13 protein-coding genes are annotated in these 17,809 nt (G+C 59.0%); all 13 read right to left on the bottom strand.

What is annotated here, in order from left to right:
- Positions 1–27: 27 nt before the first annotated feature.
- Complete coding sequence (locus J3P94_RS11290; RefSeq protein ID WP_434573393.1) at positions 28–2,139, bottom strand: ATP-binding protein; 2,112 nt, start codon at positions 2,137–2,139, stop codon at positions 28–30.
- Positions 2,140–2,229: 90 nt separating this feature from the next.
- The gene (locus J3P94_RS11285; RefSeq protein ID WP_434573392.1) at positions 2,230–2,448 is read right to left on the bottom strand and encodes a hypothetical protein; all 219 of its coding nucleotides are present in this window, start codon (positions 2,446–2,448) and stop codon (positions 2,230–2,232) included.
- Positions 2,421–2,636, bottom strand: a complete 216-nt coding sequence (locus tag J3P94_RS11280; RefSeq protein ID WP_434573390.1) for a contractile injection system protein, VgrG/Pvc8 family — start codon at positions 2,634–2,636, stop codon at positions 2,421–2,423. The genes J3P94_RS11285 and J3P94_RS11280 overlap by 28 nt, the downstream gene beginning before the upstream one ends.
- An 860-nt stretch (positions 2,637–3,496) precedes the next feature.
- Positions 3,497–4,159 (bottom strand): GAD-like domain-containing protein, encoded by a 663-nt coding sequence (locus tag J3P94_RS11275; RefSeq protein ID WP_434573388.1) that lies wholly within the window; start codon positions 4,157–4,159, stop codon positions 3,497–3,499.
- 2 nt (positions 4,160–4,161) lie between these two features.
- Positions 4,162–6,000: a DUF2169 domain-containing protein gene (locus J3P94_RS11270; RefSeq protein ID WP_434573387.1), complete on the bottom strand. Its 1,839-nt coding sequence runs from the start codon at positions 5,998–6,000 to the stop codon at positions 4,162–4,164.
- Positions 6,001–6,009: 9 nt separating this feature from the next.
- The gene (locus J3P94_RS11265; RefSeq protein ID WP_434574151.1) at positions 6,010–7,020 is read right to left on the bottom strand and encodes a type VI secretion system Vgr family protein; all 1,011 of its coding nucleotides are present in this window, start codon (positions 7,018–7,020) and stop codon (positions 6,010–6,012) included.
- A gap of 286 nt (positions 7,021–7,306) precedes the next feature.
- Positions 7,307–7,975 (bottom strand): GAD-like domain-containing protein, encoded by a 669-nt coding sequence (locus J3P94_RS11260; protein WP_434573386.1) that lies wholly within the window; start codon positions 7,973–7,975, stop codon positions 7,307–7,309.
- An 11-nt stretch (positions 7,976–7,986) separates the two neighbouring features.
- Positions 7,987–9,219: a polymorphic toxin type 15 domain-containing protein gene (locus J3P94_RS11255; RefSeq protein ID WP_434573385.1), complete on the bottom strand. Its 1,233-nt coding sequence runs from the start codon at positions 9,217–9,219 to the stop codon at positions 7,987–7,989.
- Positions 9,220–9,222: 3 nt separating this feature from the next.
- Positions 9,223–9,579, bottom strand: coding sequence for a DUF4150 domain-containing protein (locus J3P94_RS11250; protein WP_434573384.1), 357 nt, complete (start codon positions 9,577–9,579; stop codon positions 9,223–9,225).
- A 1-nt stretch (position 9,580) separates the two neighbouring features.
- Positions 9,581–10,930, bottom strand: a complete 1,350-nt coding sequence (locus J3P94_RS11245) for a DUF2169 family type VI secretion system accessory protein (RefSeq protein ID WP_434573383.1) — start codon at positions 10,928–10,930, stop codon at positions 9,581–9,583.
- 9 nt (positions 10,931–10,939) lie between these two features.
- A complete protein-coding gene (locus J3P94_RS11240) occupies positions 10,940–12,952 on the bottom strand; it encodes a type VI secretion system Vgr family protein (RefSeq protein WP_434573381.1) in 2,013 nt (670 codons plus the stop codon).
- A gap of 354 nt (positions 12,953–13,306) precedes the next feature.
- Positions 13,307–16,384: an error-prone DNA polymerase gene (locus tag J3P94_RS11235; RefSeq protein WP_434573379.1), complete on the bottom strand. Its 3,078-nt coding sequence runs from the start codon at positions 16,382–16,384 to the stop codon at positions 13,307–13,309.
- Entirely contained in the window at positions 16,381–17,802 is a 1,422-nt protein-coding gene (locus J3P94_RS11230; protein WP_434573378.1) for a Y-family DNA polymerase, read from the bottom strand. The genes J3P94_RS11235 and J3P94_RS11230 overlap by 4 nt, the downstream gene beginning before the upstream one ends.
- Between the last annotated feature and the right edge of the window lie 7 nt (positions 17,803–17,809).

Below are 17,809 nucleotides of genomic sequence, written 5' to 3'. Positions count from 1 at the left end.
GCTGGGTTCCATTCTTTTGCAGCATGCTCAGCCGCCCAGTACCGACCTGACCATCCGGGTCAGCGCATCCGGGCTGTAGGGTTTGCTCAGCAGATGGGTGTCCGGGCTCAACTGATGATTGCGCGAGATGATGTCGCGGGTGTGCCCCGACGTGAACAACACCGGCACCGGCGGGGACTGGACCTTGGCCCAGGCGGCCAGGTCGGAACTCTTGATCAGCCCGGGCATGACCACATCGGTGAAGATCAGGTCGACCGAGATGCCTTCCAGCAACAGCTTCATGGCCTCGTCGCCATTCGCTGCGGTCAGGGTCCGATAACCCGACAGCTTGAGCAATTCCACCGAGGCACTGCGCACGTCATCGTTGTCCTCGACCACCAGGACGGTTTCCTGCAAGCCCGACTGATGCGTGCGGTGGTGCGTCTGCTCCTCCGACTCGGGCCTATGGCTGCGCGGGAAGTACATGTGCACCTGGGTGCCTTCTCCCGGATGGCTGGAAATCTCGATATGGCCGCCGCTCTGCTTGACGAACCCGAACACCATACTCAACCCGAGTCCGGTACCGTGGCCGTCGGTCTTGGTGGTGAAGAACGGCTCGAAAACCTGCTTGAGGACTTCAGGCGCCATGCCCGCGCCACAATCGGTCACCGATAGCCGTACGTAATCGCCAGCCGCAACACCTTTACCGGCGCATGATGACTCATCCAGTGCGATATTCTCGCCAATCAGGCAGATAGTCCCTTCGCCGCCCATGGCATCGCGGGCGTTGATCGCCAGGTTCAACAGGGCATTTTCCAATTGGTTGCGGTCGACATGGATGCACCAAGGCTCATCCGGCAACGCCACCTCGATCCGGATGGTTTCCCCCAGTGCCCGTTGCAACAATTCGCCCAGGCCATCGTAGATGCGCCGTGGGTTGTAGACGGCCGGGGACAAGGGCTGGCGCCGGGCAAAAGCCAATAGTTGCGATGACAGCTTGGCGCCTCGCTCCACGGCTTCGATGGACGCCCCGACCCGCCGTTGCACGTTGGGATTGTCGGGTTCGTGGCGAGCCAGCAAATGCAGGTTTCCACCGATCACCTGGAGCAGATTGTTGAAGTCGTGGGCCACGCCCCCCGTAAGCCCGCCGATGGCCTCGAGCTTCTGCGATTGGCGCAACTGTTCTTCAGCCGCCAGCCGCGCCTGTACTTCATCGGCGACCCGTTGTTCCAGATCGCGGGTGAACTTGAGCAACGACGCTTCGGCAGTCTTGCGCTCATTGATGTCGATCAGCACACCGGGAAAACGCAGGGGTTTGCCCAACGCATCGAACTCGCAGCGGCCGCTGGCCAGCACCCAGAGGTATTCGCCCTCGCCACGGCGCACACGGTATTCAGCGCTGTAGGGCGCGCCCGTGCGCACCGTCAAGTCGACGCGTTGCTCCACGTCGGCAAGATCATCCGGATGGATGCGCTCGCGAGCGATCTCGATGGGCAGTGCATCCAGCGAACATTCGGGCGGATAGCCGAACGTACGGGCGAAACGCTCGTCGCCGGACAGTGTGTCGGCCGGGATATCCCAGACAAACGAGCCCAGCAACGGCCCGGCCGAAAGCGCCAACTGAATACGCTCGTTGACCGCACGGTAGCTGCGTTCCGCCTCTTGTCGGGCCCGCTCGCTGAGCACCAGTTCGGTGGTTTCCACGACGATCGCCAGGACGCCAGCCGGCGAATGATCATCGTCGGGCACCGGGCTGTAATAGAGGTCCATCCAGACGTCTTCGGGCTTGCCGTCGCGCAGCAATACCAGTTCCTTGCTGCGGTAGGACAAGGTGCCGCCAGCCAGGCACACGTCGAGTACATGGCGATTGAAATCAGCGACCTCTGGCCAACCCAGCTCCACCGCGCGCCCCAACAGGTACGGGTGACGGCCACCGGCAAACTCGGCATAGGCATCGTTATAAATCATGAAGCCCTGGCGGCCCCACAACATGACCATCGGCAAGGGCGAAGCCAGCATCAACTGAACAGCGCTGCGCAGGCTGGCGGACCAGTACTCGATCGCGCCCAGATCGGTGCGACTCCAATCGTAGGCCCGGATACGTCGGGCCATCTCACCGTCCCAACCGGGACACCCGTTACTCTGGGATAAGAACTTCATGGAACGACTCTCACCTCAAACTACCAGCAGGGAAGCGGCATACCACAAGTCCCTTGTGCTAGTGCTTCGAGCGCGGGGTTGGCAATTGGTTCATGCAGAAGCCTTTGCGCCGGCCAGGCTATAGTCATTGGCCGCTGCGGTCGGGCGGTTGGCGCCTGGGCGCTGCGTCAGTAGGTCGGCCGTCAGTTTGTCGCCGACGTCGTACTTGTAATCCTTCTGCAGCAGCGGCGGCTGGTGGTCGAAACAGATCTCGCTGCGGATGTCGGTCAGCTGTTGCTCAGTCAACACGCTGCTGAGGATGTCGGGCACAGTCTAGCCTTGGAAGATGCGCCAATTGGAACGCAGCCTAAACGCGCCAATGCGGGTTCGACCACGGCGGTGTAGCGGGTGCGGCGAAAGCCGGTGTCACCCTGCTGGAACAGGCTGACCAAACCGTGGACGTAGCGTACCGGAATGTTGTTGCGCCAAATGGTGAACACCGCGGCCAGGTCGAGCATGCGGAAGAAGTCGATAGCCGGGTGGCGGCTGACCAGTTCCAGCTGAACTTGTGGTAAGTCGACTTAGTCTGAGCGTGTGGGTAATTGATAATAACAAACTCAGTTGTCCGGCGTTTGACTTGTATTATTAACCTCCTCCGCGGCTTCTTGGCTCAGATCCAATATTTGAGGGTTAATATGATTCTCTATAGCTCGACGAATAGCACCCTCGTTCCTTCGAAGAGAATACGCCCGTATAACTCGAATTGGAGCGAACTCTAGTCCTTCCACACGGGAGTGGCCAGTGATTACTGGGGTGTTGAAGTTGACGTTGTGTTTGTCATCAAGAGGTAGAGTCCATAGCCCTCCATGATTAAGTCGTACGAACTCACCAAGGTAACCTGCCGAAAATTACAATCAGACTCGCAGTATCATCTTCGTTCATCCCTGCCGAGAGTAGGTTGAATAGATTTTCGAGTAAATCAGGTGTGCTGGGTGAGTTTGTCAGTTTAATATTGTATTTTTCTGATTCATCAGCTAGCTATTCAGTTTGGTCGTCCATTGCGATTAGGAAGTCATCAAATACTTCTTCTGCTTAATTTTTGTCAATATTCATTGTTGTTTCCTTAGTGTCCATCTGGCTTAAATAAACTAAAAGGGCCAGTCGCGATAAGCACCGGTCAGCCTGACTAGCCAGTCGGCGATGATTGCATTTTCCCGGTTTGGCTTGGCCTGATAGCGGCGGCAGGTCTGACTCACCTCAATTTTTTTCAAAACGGGTATCAGATCAGTCGAGATTTTTGCACGTAAATAGCCGGAGATATCCGGCTATTTCAGAGCATCCCAATCTGTGCAATGCGTGCCCGGTTCTCCGTTCTTGTTTATTTCATGAGTTTGTCGAAATCGACGTTGGAGAAAGGAAGAGTCGGACTGTCGAATTGACGCAACATGTGAAGGTGTGGATCCAGCTTAATACGACGAAGGTTATCCAGTGTCGCGCTTCCACCCATGACAAGCGCAGGTTCGAAGCCGAACATTTCGTCGGGCTCAAGTGGGCCGTACTTCTTTAAGGCGCGTTCAAACAGTAGTTTTCCGTTGATGTCTTGGTAGTCGAAGTCCTCTGGCTCGCGGGAACCAAAGAATGATTGAATTGAAGAGTCTTGCTCAAGCAAAGGTTTGGTTTTTAACTTATTTTTCAACGCTAGTATTTCGTTATCAGAGCAGGCAATTGTGACGCTTCTTCCTGTTTTCTCTCCACATAAATAGAGGTTGCCAAACGCACTGCGTGCGATCACGTGGAAGTTGTCTATACTGGTAAACGGTGTCTCCTCAAGCCAAACATGCTTGATGTCCTCATATTCTTCGGGATTCACTGTCCACACTCGACCGTTTGCATATCCTGCCCAGCCTTCTTCACGCCAATAAGTGATCAAGATGGGAGGAAGCTTGTCGGCCCATTGAGCAAGGGTGGTTTCTGAAACAGGCGTGCTGTAAGTGGCTTCGCCAAACTTCTCGATGAAGTATTCGAAATGGGGGTCTTTCATGTTCACTTTCCTTTCTTGTCAGAAGGACAGACTGTCAGTTCCACATTCATTATGTCTGAGTCATCGCCGCGAGCGACTGCGTTATTGGCAGCATCTTCCAGTAGTTTTGCTCGCCCTTTTTGACTCCAGCTTCCGCCAATGGCGCTATTTATGCCTTTACTGCCCAACGCTGATGGTTTGGGTTCATGCCAACCACCTGCCACCATGTCTGGTTCGTGCAGCGCTGCTAAGGAATCCATGATTGCTTTGGTTCGGACGGCTGCATTGGATTCAGCTACCCTCGGATCGTTTTTTGGATTCTTATTGATGATGCTCTCATAAATGCTGTCTTTAATTTCTGCTGCACGCTCACTCCGATAAGCATCCTGAGCTGCGGCAGCCTTGAGATTTCGCCCCTCATTATTAGGCGACGCTTTTTTGGCTGCATTGAACTTACTTCGAGCATTGGCAAAGTTCTTGGCCGACATGTTGTTTATGGCGTCTTCCTGTCGTTTGAGCTGCCGAGCGTATTCGCGTAGATATTCCTTCTGTTCGGCCTCGCTCATCTTCTTATATTTTTTGGACTTCCGTGGGTCGAAGCACTCTGGCTTTTTCTTCGGCAGTTTTTTGGGTTTGATCTTTGCCCCTTGCTCCTGTTTACGGGCTGTTTCCCTGGCTGTCTTCTCCGCCGCTTCTTTCGCGGCGTTGTCTGCAACCTCCTTACCCGCTTTGCCCGATACCTCGGCCATCTTCGCACTGTATCGGGCGGCCTTGCCAGCGGTGCCCGCATAGCCAACAAACGGGATCGCCGAGAGCAGCGAAAGACCTGCGCCCACGTAGTCTCCCCGAGCGAGACTAATAACGCCGCTGGCAATATCGGCCGGCCAGCGTTCGCGCTGCCAGGTTTCGTCATAGCGCCCGGCCAAGGGCAGGCGCGGAGCCCAGGCACGGCCCACCACGCCAAATCCGGCGGGCTGATTTTTGTAGCTGGCCGCGACCTGCGCCATGCCGTTGGCGTCGAGTTCGCCCTCGGGATGTTTGGCCCGCTCCAGGCGCCACACCGGTTGGTCGATGAGTTCGATCTGCGGCGCAGGCAATTCGCGTAGTGGTTTGTCCAGTTGATAGCCCAGATCTTCCTGGCGCTTTTCGATCCAGCCCCGGCCCAGCGGGTTGCTGTAGCACACCTCGTTCAGCAGGTAGGGTGGCGTGTTTTCATCAACCGCATGTTCGGGGTTGATGACTACGCTGCTGCCCCCGAAGGCATATTCCCAGCGCAGAGGCACCAAGGTGGCCGGTTGCGGTTCGGTCAGTTGCCAGCCACCAAACAGGCTGTGGTTGAACTGCCGAGGGCCAGTGAAATTAAGATATTTGTCCAATAGGTAACGACGTGTCGGCGCATTGGCTCGGCGTTGAAAAGCCTCTTGGCGAGCGGCTTGCCACGCGGCCAGTTGATACTCGGTCAACCGTTCGCCGGGGCTCAGCGGCGTCGGCAGCGGCACGTCCACATGGGGCAGTGGTGGCACCGACGCACTGATGCGCAGGCCAGCAGTCCACTGTGCGATCGGTTGGCCTTGGGGCGCATAGGCATTGCCGACCACGATCACATCACAACGAGGTTTGAACGGCGCCAGGTCGCTTTCCTCGCAGACGCTGCTTGACCCTTCCTCACCGTAGTAGCGATCAGCGGTGCACAGCGCCAGTGGATCCTCATCCATCACTTCGGCGCGAAACTGCCCCGGTTGTCCGTCTATAGGCAACAACCGATAACCCACTTTCATGACCAGCACCGGGTACTCTTGATCGTCCATGCCCAGCGCGCTAAAGCACAACGCATCGAAGGGCGTCAGATTACGAAACTCCATGTTCGCCCCTCAGTTGATATCGACGTCTTTGCCGTTGATCTGCACGGCGCCGCTGGCGCTGAAATCGAAGGTGCGGCCATTGATCAGCACGGTGCCGTCGGACTTCATCACCAGCGTGGATTTGCCTACCGTGACCTTGAATTCATCCCCGGCGTCGATGGTGAATGTCTTGCCCACCGCCACTGATTTGTGGATGCCGATCTGCTCGCTCTGGCTCAGGCCCACGGTGGTGTTCATGGCGGCGCCGACGCTGGTCTGGTACGCCGCGCCAATGGTCAGCGCCTTGGCCAAACCAATGGTTTCTGCTTTAGCCAGCTTGATGGTCTCGGCCTTGTTGCCGCCGATGGTCACGCTGCGATTGGCACCGATGCTGATGGTTTCGTTCTGGCCGACGTCCTCGGTGCGGTGGTCGCCGATGGACACGGTTTCGTTGTGCTCAACCCGCTCCTTGCGGTCGTTGCCGACGAAGACGCCGTTGTTGTTTTTGATATGGACGTTTTTGTCTTTTTCGGCATGGATGAACACTTCCTGGTGGCCCAGCTCATCCTCAAAACGCAGCTCGTTGAAGCCAGAACCCTTGTGGGTGCGGCTCTTGATGGTCATGCGTGTTTTGTGTTTGGGCAGCTCGTAGGGCGGCAGATTGGTTTGGCGATAGGTCCGCCCCGTGGCGATCGGCTGGTCAGGATCGCCATCCAAAAAGCTGATGATCAGTTCCTGATTTATCCGAGGCACGGCCATGGCGCCCCAGGTCGCACCGGCCCAGCCTTGAGCCACACGAATCCAGCACGAACTCTGGTCGTTGTTTTTATCCGAACGATCCCAAGGAAACTGCACCTTGACCCGGCCCCATTCATCGCAATAGATCTCTTCCCCTGGCGGGCCGACCACCGTGGCAATCTGCGGGCCGTCGATGCAGGGTTTATCACGCAGTGGGGCTTTCCAATCCGAGGTCCAGCGAATGGCCGTGGCCTTCAATTCATAGGTCGTGCCGCTGTCGCTGCCGAAGGCTTCTTCCTCCAGGCTGGAGTGTTGTTTGCCCTCATGCTGGACGGAACAGGTTCACCAAGCCGAGCTGAAGGCGATCTGCTGATTGATCGGCGCACCATACCAATACGGGTGTCAAGATAAAGCGGCATCCCGGCGAACGCTCCCCTCAGGAAGTTATATGAACGAAGCTGGCCAATAATAGACGCGATGTCTGAATGGCTCAGCGGGTTCGTCATCAAGGGCCGGGCTAGGGTAGCTCGGTTACGTCAATCCGTACGTCGGCGTCAGTTCTGAGGATCAACGTTGTAAAGTAGTCTGGTTATTTGCCAATTTTTCGAATGATGTTTGATGCCCCGTAACCAGTAGAGTCAATAAGGTGCAGTTCCTGCGTTTGGGAGATAATTGAAAGGTGTTCAATTGCTTTTACTCTTTTAAGATTGTCTATGTGCGCTAATCCTGCCATTGATAATGCGGGGAAGAACCCATAGCATTCGCCAACCTCTAACGGTCCAAGCTTTCTTTTCGCGCGTGAGAAAAGTGGGGCGTCTTCAATGTCGAAAAAATCTAAGGATTCGCAATCTAGTGCAAAAGGCAAGTAAATCGTGTTTTCCAGGTTTGAAGTAGTCTTGGGCGGCGATGTAAGATTTGCGCTGTATAAGTGGCCGTTTATCAAGTCAATTTCTCCACAGCCATATAGGTCGTGATAAAAATAAAGTGTCCCGAACGCGGAGTATGCGAATGCGTGACAGTTGTCCTTGTTGAAAACTTGGTCGTTGGCAAAAATTATTGAAAGAAGACCTTTGAAGTCAATTGGATGGCAGGTTTGTAAACGCCCGTCTTGGAGAGTGAAGCGACCGTGGCTTTGATATAACTCAAAAAGACAATTTGGTAGAGTGGTCGGTAGTTGGCTTAGCTCCTCCTGAGTGAGATGGGCAATTTTTTTTGGTGCTCCGTTTGCTTCGATTATAAAATTTATTAATTTGCTCACTGTTTACGTCCTCAGCATCTTTTGAGTTTTACTTTCATTTTTTCTTTGCCTGTACCGGCTTTTGCCATTTCCTTTGCATGGTTCTCAATCGATTGGGATCTGCGTCCCTTCCATTGTGCGCCAACTGAAGAGTTGGTTCTTTTATCTCCCATGGTGACATCGCTGGGATTGCCGCCTGCAATGATATCTAAGATATGTGTTGCTGCTAGTTCTTTAAGCTCTGTAGACACGATTTTTTTCGCTTTATTAGCATCGACGTCTTGGGCGAGCAGGTCACTCAAGCGTTTTCTTTCGTAATTCTTCCTTGCTTTGCGTTGGGCCTTTTTGTCTCGAAGAGCTTCAGTTCCCCCCGCATCATCTATGGCCTTTCTGCGTGAAATCAGCGTGTCTGCGTCCATTGCGTTGAGTGCATCTTCTTGTTCTTTAAGCTGACGGATAAATTCATCTTCGTTTGCTCCTTCAGGCAGATTGAAGCATTCAACATCAAATGTTGTTCGTTGTTTTATTTTCCCGCCGCCTTCGGCTTTGGAGGTAGCAGACTGCCCTGCCATGGGGTGTTCTACTGCATTTTTCCAAAGTCGTTCCGAAGCCTCTCGTTCCGCTCGTTCTGTTGCCTCTTTCGCAGCCTTGTGTGCCGTTTGTTGTGCTACCTCCGCGCCTAGATGATGGGCACCTTTGCCGACAAGCACTCCTCCCTTTATTGCATCTCCCGCAAAGGGTATCGCCGCGACTGCTGAGAGGCCAGCATTGACTGCATCACCCTCTGCCGCATAAATCCCTACGTTGATCAGGTCCGGGATAGCCCCCAGTCCAGGCATGAAGCCCAACGCGTCCAAGCCGCCGTGAACCCATGGGCTCGCGCTGCCCCACCAGCCTTTTTCTGCATCTGTTTCGGCCTTTATTGGCGGATTGGCCTGCGAAGCTGGAACTGTCGCAGGCACCGTCTCACCCACCACCCGCCCAATGGTATTGCCGCTCTTGAACGAACTGAACGGCGGTAGGGTCGCCAGTTCACGGGTCATGAAATACTTGCGCAATTGCTCGTATTCCTGCTCGTTGAAGGTGCGAGATTCATGGTAGGGCTTGCCCTGCGGATCTGTTCCGAAGAGGTCAGCCTGTACGGTATCGTCACCGTTGGCCTGCAGCATCATCTCGTCGAACTTGTGTAGCTGCGTCGGATCAGGACGCATCGGTACGCTGATCGCGTGTACCCGTACCGGGGCTAGATTGATCGGTTCGGCCATGCGTTACGCCCCATTCATCCAGAACATGTCGTCATGACGCACCAACAATTTGCCCTCGGCCCGCACGCTGCTGCTCTTCTCCAACGGGTAGCACTTGCCGCCGACGGTGTTGCTCTTGATGCCTTTAGCTGCGCCAGCCCCATCCCCCTTTGTGGTCGGCACCAAACTCTTGTCGAACACCACCAGCGGTTTACCGTTGGCCCTTACCGACTTGGCGACGCCGGTGGCAGTTCTCAGTTCGGCAGTCACGGGGTAAGGCACCGGCGGGATGGCACTGCCCATCGGCGTCTTGCATACATCCGGGACGATGCTGATGACTTTCCATTTGTCCTGCTGGCGGGCGATCACGTTATCGGCCATGTCAGAGCACCTCCTTGGCTGTGCGCTTGATCAGCGGTGCGTTCGGATCCGTCTCGAAGCGCGCTTCAAGGACGCGGATGTCCAGGTGGTTGGGCAGGCTGATGCGGTGGGTCAGCGCCAAGGTCATGGCTTCGGTGTCGATGCGTAGGGTGTCGGTGAGCATCGGCAGTGGCAGCATGGCGCCGTTGCGTAGGCGCAACAGGACAAAGGGGCGATGGCCGGGCAGTTCGACGCACAACGTGCCGTCGGGGGTGAGGTCGGGATTGGTCAGATTGAACAGTTCAAGACGAAACGCAGGCGGCGGAAAATCCATCTGCTGATCCACGGGCGCGCCGTTCCAGTAGGCAAAGTCGAAATCCCGTGGCAAGCCCGGCCAGCGTTCGCGCTGCCAGGTTTCGTCATAGCGCCCGGCCAATGGCAGGCGCGGTGCCCAGGCACGGCCCACCACGCCAAATCCGGCGGGTTGGTTCTTGTAGCTCGACGCCAACTGTGCCATGCCATGGGCATCGAGTTCGCCTTCGGGGTGTTTAACCCGATCCAGGCGCGACACCGGCTTGTTGATGGGCTCGATCTGCGGTGCTGGAAGTTCGCGCAGCGGCTTGTCCAGTTGAAAACCGAGGTCTTCCTGGCGCTTTTCGATCCAGCCCCGGCCCAATGGGTTGCTGTAACACACCTCGTTGAGCAAATACGGCGGTGTGTTTTCATCAACCGCGTGTTCGGGGTTGATCACAACGCTGCTGCCCCCGAAGGCATATTCCCAGCGCAAAGGCACCAAGGTGGCCGGTTGCGGCTCAGTCAATTGCCAGCCACCGAACAAGCTGTGGCGAAACTGGCGAGGGCCAGAGAATTTCAGGTGCATGTCCAATAAGTTATGGCGTGTCGGCGCGTTGGCCCGCTGCTTAAAAGCCTCTTGCCGGGCGGCTTGCCATGCCGTTAGCTGACACTCGGTCAATCGTTCGCCAGGACTCAGCGGCGTCGGCAGCGGCACGTCCACATGGGGTAGTGGTGGCACTGGCGCACTGATGCGCAGGCCAGCAGTCCACTGTGCGGTCGGTTGGCCTTGGGGCGCATGAGCATTGCCGACCACGATCACATCACAACGAGGTTTGAACGGCGCCAGGTCGCTTTCCTCGCAGACGCTGCTTGACCCTTCCTCGCCGTAGTAGCGATCAGCGGTGCACAGCGCCAATGGATCCTCATCCATCACTTCGGCGCGAAATTGCCCCGGTTGCCCGTCTATAGGCAACAACCGATAGCCTACTTTCATGACCAGCACCGGGTACTCTTGATCGTCCATGCCCAGCGCGCTGAAGCACAACGCATCGAAGGGCGTCAGATTACGAAACTCCATGTTCGCCCCTCAGTTAATATCGACGTCTTTGCCGTTGATCTGCACGGCGCCGCTGGCGCTGAAATCGAAGGTACGGCCGTTGATCAGCACGGTGCCGTCGGACTTCATCACCAGCGTGGATTTGCCCACCGTGACCTTGAATTCATCCCCGGCGTCGATGGTGAATGTCTTACCCACCGCCACTGATTTGTGGATGCCGACCTGCTCGCTCTGGCTCAGGCCCACGGTGGTGTTCATTGCGGCGCCGACGCTGGTCTGATACGCCGCGCCGATGGTCAGTGCCTTGGCCAAGCCAATGGTTTCTGCTTTAGCCAGCTTGATGGTCTCGGCCTTGTTGCCGCCGATGGTCACGCTGCGATTGGCACCGATGCTGATGGTTTCGTTCTGGCCGACGTCCTCGGTGCGGTGGTCGCCGATGGACACGGTTTCGTTGTGCTCAACCCGCTCCTTGCGGTCGTTGCCGACGAAGATGCCGTTGTTGTTTTTGATGTGGACGTTCTTGTCTTTTTCGGCGTGGATGAATACTTCCTGGTGGCCCAGTTCATCCTCAAAACGCAGCTCGTTGAAGCCAGAACCCTTGTGGGTGCGGCTCTTGATGGTCATGCGTGTTTTGTGTTTGGGCAGCTCGTAGGGCGGCAGATTGGTTTGGCGATAGGTCCGCCCCGTGGCGATCGGCTGGTCAGGATCGCCATCCAAAAAGCTGATGATCAGTTCCTGATTTATCCGAGGCACGGCCATGGCGCCCCAGGTCGCACCGGCCCAGCCTTGAGCCACTCGAATCCAGCACGAACTCTGGTCGTTGTTTTTATCCGAACGGTCCCAAGGAAACTGCACCTTGACCCGGCCCCATTCATCGCAATAAATCTCTTCCCCCGGCGGGCCGACTACCGTGGCGATCTGCGGGCCGTCGATGCAGGGTTTATCACGCAGTGGGGCTTTCCAATCCGAGGTCCAGCGAATGGCCGTGGCCTTCAATTCATAGGTCGTGCCGCTGTCGCTGCCGAAGGCTTCGTCCTCCAGGCTGCAGTGTTGTTTGCCCTCATGCTGGACGGCGATGGTGCGCCAACGATCATTGAAATCCTCACGCGGATGTTCATTGAGGTCGAACGCCAGCCCCGGTTGCAGGCGCGCGTCGTCACCGGCCAGGTGCGCCAGCTTGGCGTCGTTGCGCAGGGCAGCGAGGCGGGTCTTGGTGAAGGGCTTGCCGGCGATGTCGCGTTTGTAGCGGCCAGGGTAGTCGTAGCGTTCGTAGTCTTTGTGCTGGTTGTTCAGGTCCTGGTTGCCGGTGGCGGTGTGCTGCTGGTTGTAGCGCGGGTGGGTGAAGGTGTAGTCACGCTGCACCTGCACGGCGGTGCGCACCTGTTCGGTGTAATGGAAGCGGGTCAGGGCCGGTTCCAGGGCATCGCCGCCACTCATCGGTTGGTAGATCACTGGGCAATCGGTATGAGTACCGATGGTGCCGAGGCCACCGACGCGGTCGGTGAGCCACAGCGTATGGCCGTCGGCGCGGTGTTCGAAGGTGTAGACCAAGCCTTCTTCGGCGGCGAGGCGGGTGATGAAATCGAGGTCGGTTTCGCCGGCTTGCACGCAGTATTCGCGCGGTTGGTGCTCGAAGCAGAGGTAGGTTTTAACGTCGGTCAGCTGCTTTTCGGCGAGCATGCTGGTGATGATGTCGGGTACGTTCTGGCACTGGAAGATGCGCCAGTTGGAACGCAGTCCAAACCGCGAAAGGGTCGGTTCGACCACGGCGGTGTAGCGGGTGCGACGAAAGCCGGTGTCGCCCTGGGTGAACGAGCTGACCAGGCCGTGGACGTAACGCATCGGGGTTTCGCCGCGCCAGATCGTGAACAGCCCCGCCAGATCGAGCACCCGATTGAAGTCGATGGCGGCGTTGTGGCTGGCCAGTTCCAGGGTGAGCTTGAATGGCTGGGACAGGCCTTCTTCAAGGGTGAAGGAGATTACCTCGAAGGGGTCACCCTTCAAGGGCTTGAAGGTGAAGCGTAAGTCGCTTTGGCGGGGCATGGTCGCTCCTTGCGTAGGTCTAGGGGCGGTACCCGGCTGTGCGGTTTGCTCCCCGTGGCATACCGACTCGCAGGGTTTTTGCCCTCCGGCGCCGAAGTGTAGGAGGGGCTTGAATGCGCTCACAATGACTTGAGGTGAATTCAGAAAAGGCCTACTGCCACAGTCTTTTTCGCTGAAGGAAAGGGACTACGGCACGAGGCAGTTGCGGAATTTTGTGCGGAAAAGGCATTCGAGAAGGCGACTTGAATGATCAGGGCAACTGCCTTCCGGCCCCCATGGTCTGGGGGCGCTTCGCACCCCAGCGGGGCGGTGCGGCGTTTCGATAAATCCCCCAGTTTTAACCACAGTTCAGGTTCAGCGGAAATCGCGGCTGCGCACATTGATGCCCGCCAGCAATCCAGTCAGGTCGCTCAGACGCCCGGCGATCAGGTGCCGAACCTCACCGACACTCTCCCAGCGCCCGTCCACTCGAAGCAATTGCGAACCCACCAGGACCTTGCGTTGACGCTCGGCCAGGTCGCGCCAGACCACCACGTTGAGATTGCCGAATTCATCTTCCAGGGTGACGAAGGTCACGCCACTGGCCGTGCCCGGGCGCTGGCGGCCGGTGACCAGCCCGGCGACGCTGACGTTGCGACCGTGTTCCACCGCTTGCAATTCCCGCGAACTGCGGCAGCGCCGGGCGCGCAATTCGGGACGCAACAAGGCCAGCGGATGCGGCCCCAGCGTGGTGCCCAACGTGGCGTAGTCGGCGAACAGGTTCTCCCCCACCGTGGGCGTCGGCAAGACCACGGGCGGTTCCTCCTCGCTGGGCAAACCGGCGAACAGGCCCAGTTGTTTTTGCACCCCGGCGATTTCCCAGCGGGCACGGTGACGATCGCCGGCCATACCGCGCAACGCGCCGGCGTCGGCCAGTTGTTCCATGGCCCGGGCATCGAGTCGAGCCCGTTCGGCAAGGTCCGCCACATCGCTGAAAGGCCGCTGTCTGCGAGCCGTCTCGATACGGCGGGCATCGTCTTCGCGAAAGCCCTTGATCAGGCGCAAGCCCATGCGGATCGCCGGTTGCCGGCCCTCCAGGGGTTCGAGGCTGGATTCCCAGTCGCTGGCGCGCACGTCCGTCGCACGGATCTGCAAGTGGTGCCGACGGGCATCCTGGAGGATCTGGTCCGGGCTATAGAAACCCATGGGCCAACTGTTGATCAGGGCGCAGGCGAACGCCGCCGGTTCGTGGCATTTGAGCCAACTGCTGGCGTAGGTCAGCAAGGCGAAACTGGCGGCATGGGATTCCGGAAAGCCGTAGTTGCCGAAGCCCTTGATCTGCTCGAAGATCTGCGCGGCGAACTCGGGCGTGTAGCCGTTGTTCTTCATACCTTCCGCCAGGCGCTCGCGATGCGGCTCAAGGCCGCCGTGGCGTTTCCACGCGGCCATCGAGCGACGTAACTGGTCCGCCTCGCCGGGCGTGTAGTCCGCCGCGACAATGGCGATCTGCATTACCTGTTCCTGGAACAACGGAATGCCCAAGGTGCGACCCAGCACTTTTTTCAGTTTTTCCGAAGGATAAGTGACGGGCTCTTCGCCATTTCGTCGCCGTAGATACGGATGCACCATGCCGCCCTGGATCGGTCCCGGCCGTACGATCGCCACCTCGATCACCAGGTCGTAATACTCCCTGGGCTTGAGCCGGGGCAACATCGCCATCTGCGCCCGGGATTCGATCTGGAACACGCCAATGGTGTCGGCGCGGCTGATCATCTCGAACGTCGCCCGATCGTCCTTGGGCAACGACGCCAGGGTATGCCGCACACCCCGGTAACGGGCGATCAGGTCGAAACAGCGGCGGATCGCGCTGAGCATGCCCAGGGCGAGAATGTCCACCTTGAGCAACCCGACCGCATCAAGGTCGTCCTTGTCCCACTGGATGATGGTGCGCTCGGCCATCGCGGCGTTTTCCACCGGCACCAGGGTGTCCAGCGGTTGCTGGGAAATCACGAAACCGCCGGGGTGTTGGGACAGGTGCCGGGGGAAGCCGATCAGTTGCCGGGTCAGGCTCAGCACCCGGCGCAACACCGGGCTGTCCGGGTCGAAACCACCTTCGCGCAAGCGGTCCAGGGGCGGCGCTTCATCGCTCCAGCGCCCGCAGCAGTCGGCCAGCGCGTTGACCTGGTCCGGCGGCAGGCCCAAGGCCTTGGCCACATCGCGCACCGCCCCGGCGCCATGGTAACTGCTGACCACCGCCGTCAACGCCGCGCGATGCCGGCCGTAACGCTGGAACACATACTGCAAGACTTCTTCGCGGCGCTCGTGTTCGAAATCGACATCGATGTCCGGCGGCTCATTGCGCTCACGGGACAGGAAGCGTTCGAACAACATGTCCGTCTGGCTCGGATCGATTTCGGTGATGCCCAGGGCGTAGCACACCGCCGAGTTGGCCGCCGAGCCTCGACCCTGGCAAAGAATGTGGCGGCTACGGGCGAAACTGACGATGTCCTGCACGGTGAGGAAGTAGCTGTCGTAGCCCAACTCGGCGATCAGCTCCAATTCCTTGTCGATCTGCACGCGCACCTTGTCTGTCGCGCCGTTCTCCCAGCGTTCGCGCAGGCCGCGCTCGGTCAATTCCCGCAGCCAGGACGCCGGATCGTGGCCATCAGGCACCAGCTCGCGGGGGTATTCGTAGCGCAACTGGCCGAGGTCGAACGTACAACGCCGGGCGATTTCCAGGGTTTCGTCAAGCAAGGCGCGTGGGTAGAGATCGGCCAGGGCCTGCAAGCTGCGCAGATGGCGTTCGCCGTTGGGGTGCAGGCGCTGGCCGGCCTCGGCCACGGTGACGTGGTGACGGATGGCGGTCATGGTGTCTTGCAAGGCACGCCGACCACGCACATGCATGTGCACATCCCCCGTGGCGACGGCGGGAAGGCCCAGGTGTCCGGCCAATGCGAGCAAGTCCGCCAGCCGCTGGCGATCGTCCTGGCCGCAATGCAACTGCACGGCCAGCCATAGTCGCCTGTTGAAAACCTGTTGGAGCCAGCGCCCCTGCTCCTCGGGCGCCTTGCCTTCGGGGATCCACAGCGCCAGCAAACCCGGCAGAGGTTCGTCGAAGTCTTCCCGGACGATGCGATAACAGCCTTTCTCGCTGCGCCGCCGGGCGCGGGTGATCAGCCGGCACAAGGTCTGGTAGCCCTCGAGGTTTTCCACCAGCAGCACCAGTTTCGGGCCGTCCTCGACCTGGATTTCGCTGCCGACGATCAGTTGCAGTCCAAGCTCCCTGGCCGCCTGCCAGGCCCGGACGATCCCGGCCAGGGTGCATTCATCGGTAATCGCCAGGGCCGCATAACCCTGCTCCTTGGCGCGGCGACACAATTCCAGGGCGCTGGAGGCGCCGCGCTGGAAACTGAAGTTCGACAGGCAATGCAGCTCGGCGTATTCGATGCTCATGCGAACCAGCCCTGGAGCCACAACGGCCCGCCCTCGCCCACCGGTCGGTAGGCCCAGCCGCGTTGCCCGGCGCGGGTTTCGATCAGGTAGTAATCGCGGCGCACGTCGGCTCCGTCCCACCAGCCGGACTCGATGCGCTCCGGCCCCATGAGGATTCGCGCCTGGCCCTCGGGAAACGCCTGGGGCTCGCCGAGCAGCCAGCCGGGACGCTGGACTTCCTCGCGCAGCGGGCATGCCTGTTGCCGCGGCTGGGGAGTCATCTGCCAGGCGCACTCAGGTCGATGATCCTCACCGAATCCCAGCCCCAGCACGGCGTCATCCCCCAGGCGCGCCCGCAGCCGTTCGCGCAGTTGTTCCCAGGGCAAGGACTGTTGAGGACGCTCGTCGAACAACTCCAGGCGCTGGGGCACGAAGCTCGGCAGGTTGTCGGCACACAAGCGAAATCCGCGCACTGGCGCCTCGACCTGTACCTGTTCAAGACGACCACGGGCCAGTTCGAACAGCATCGAAGGCTCTCGCTCGGCGCTGAGCAGGCCGACCTTGATCACCGTGTCCGGCAGACCGGCGTGTTCCAGATGCAAGTCGAAACGCTGCACACCGCTGTCGCGCCCACACAGGAAAGCCGACAGGTCACCGGTCAACCGGCGCAGCGGAAACAGCAGTGCCTGGTGGGACTGCACGTCGTAATTGAGTTCGATGCGCACATCAAAACGGTCCGGAGGCAGGTAGAACGACAGCGCCAGGGTACGACTGCCCGTCAGCGCGTCGAGGTGCTTGAGCACATCGGCCTCGAAGCGCCGCGCCAGGGTGTGCCGAGGCAAGGCCCGGATCTGATCCAGGCGGCGCAGGCCCATGCGCGACAGTGCCGTGGCGACGTCGGCGGCCAGACCGATGCGGTCCACCGGCATTTGCCCCAGGTACGCTTGCAAAGTTTCGCCATCGGGCACGACCAGGGCGTCATGGGCATTGGCCAACATCCGCGCCGCCACGGGGTTGGGGGCGGCGACGATGCGATGACGGAAGCCCAGTTCAGTCAGCTCGGCCCGCAACCGAGCCTCGAACACCGGCCAGGGCCCGAACAGCCCTAGGCTCGATTCGATCTCGAACAGCACCGTGCGCGGGTAATGCACGCTGACCTGGGAACTGAAGCGGTAGGCCCAGGCCGCCAGGAATTGTTGCCAATGCTCGATCTGCGCCGCGTCGTATTCGGCCGTGGCGAACCCTTTGCTCAGGGCCTGGGCGGCGGTCATGGTCTGGCCGGGCCGCAAGCCCAGGGCGCGCGCCGGCTCATTGACCGCTTGCAACACCCGGCGCTGGGCCGGACCGGTCAACAGCGCCAGGGGCTCGTCGGGATCGGGGCGCTGGCGCAGCGCGGCGTCCAGCGCCAATTGCGGGAAGAGGATACAGACCCAGCGCATTGCAACC

It is taken from the genome of Pseudomonas sp. Z3-8 (assembly GCF_051131975.1).
In the GTDB taxonomy this organism is placed as follows: domain Bacteria; phylum Pseudomonadota; class Gammaproteobacteria; order Pseudomonadales; family Pseudomonadaceae; genus Aquipseudomonas.
The sequence above is the reverse complement of the archived record's forward strand: the minus strand, read 5'-3'. Positions and strand labels throughout refer to the sequence as shown.

Excerpts from the sequence above, each read along its gene's own strand:
- J3P94_RS11290 (WP_434573393.1), bottom strand. The coding sequence starts at position 2,139 with ATGAAGTTCTTATCCCAGAGTAACGGGTGTCCCGGTTGGGACGGTGAG.
- J3P94_RS11280 (WP_434573390.1), bottom strand. The coding sequence starts at position 2,636 with ATGCTCGACCTGGCCGCGGTGTTCACCATTTGGCGCAACAACATTCCG.
- J3P94_RS11275 (WP_434573388.1), bottom strand. The coding sequence starts at position 4,159 with ATGAAAGACCCCCATTTCGAATACTTCATCGAGAAGTTTGGCGAAGCC.
- J3P94_RS11270 (WP_434573387.1), bottom strand. The coding sequence starts at position 6,000 with ATGGAGTTTCGTAATCTGACGCCCTTCGATGCGTTGTGCTTTAGCGCG.
- J3P94_RS11255 (WP_434573385.1), bottom strand. The coding sequence starts at position 9,219 with ATGGCCGAACCGATCAATCTAGCCCCGGTACGGGTACACGCGATCAGC.
- J3P94_RS11250 (WP_434573384.1), bottom strand. The coding sequence starts at position 9,579 with ATGGCCGATAACGTGATCGCCCGCCAGCAGGACAAATGGAAAGTCATC.
- J3P94_RS11245 (WP_434573383.1), bottom strand. The coding sequence starts at position 10,930 with ATGGAGTTTCGTAATCTGACGCCCTTCGATGCGTTGTGCTTCAGCGCG.
- J3P94_RS11240 (WP_434573381.1), bottom strand. The coding sequence starts at position 12,952 with ATGCCCCGCCAAAGCGACTTACGCTTCACCTTCAAGCCCTTGAAGGGT.
- J3P94_RS11235 (WP_434573379.1), bottom strand. The coding sequence starts at position 16,384 with ATGAGCATCGAATACGCCGAGCTGCATTGCCTGTCGAACTTCAGTTTC.
- J3P94_RS11230 (WP_434573378.1), bottom strand. The coding sequence starts at position 17,802 with ATGCGCTGGGTCTGTATCCTCTTCCCGCAATTGGCGCTGGACGCCGCG.